Source organism: Burkholderia sp. AU31624, from assembly GCF_020420065.1.
Taxonomy (GTDB): Bacteria; Pseudomonadota; Gammaproteobacteria; order Burkholderiales; family Burkholderiaceae; genus Burkholderia.
Genome location: NZ_JAIZRT010000026.1, coordinates 1 through 631 on the forward strand (window position 1 = coordinate 1; position 631 = coordinate 631).

Genomic DNA, 631 nt, shown 5'->3' on the forward strand with positions numbered 1-631 from the left:
GCAGTAAAAGTCATCCGCATGCCGCGCTCAGCGTAGAAGATCGGCGGTGGGTTGCATCCGCAGACATTGATATCCCCGCTCAATGCCCACTGTTTGCCGTTCGGGCCGGTGCCTGGCCAGCGCGGCCCTTGCGGTGCGATATACCCTTCACGCTTGCAGGCCGAACAGTAGGTCTTCATATCCAGCGTGGCGATATGAACCATCGGCGGCGGATTGGAACAGGTCACGCGGTCGAGGCCTTCGACAATCACGGCTTCCCCGGCGCGGTCGCCTTTGGCAAGAAAGTAGCGAATCATGGACGCTACCTCAGCGGGGCATGGACGAGCGGGTGACGACGCTAAATACAACGGACGACGCCATGCCTTGTCGGTCGGGACTATCGGTGATCGTGTCGCCGTTATCGAGTTCGCTGCCAACGAAGGCGAGCGGCGCGAAGTCGGCCCGGTCGGCCAAACCCAGACCGGTCGTAACGCGCGCGGTTGAGCCGTCGGGATAGCGGATCAGGTCGCCCATCGTGGCAGCTTTGCCCAAGTGTGGCGCTACTTCCCATGTGCCGGACGGCTCGCGTAATGCACCGCCGCGCGCTGTTGTCGCGCCACGTACCGCCAATCTATAGGCAGGCGGTGCGGGT

The 631-nt window shown here is 62.9% G+C and carries 2 pseudogenes; both read right to left on the reverse strand.

Annotated elements, in window-relative coordinates:
* Positions 1-296, reverse strand: a pseudogene (locus LGM89_RS37045) (hypothetical protein); the annotation flags it as partial.
* 10 nt (positions 297-306) lie between these two features.
* Positions 307-631, reverse strand: a pseudogene (locus tag LGM89_RS37050) (hypothetical protein); the annotation flags it as partial.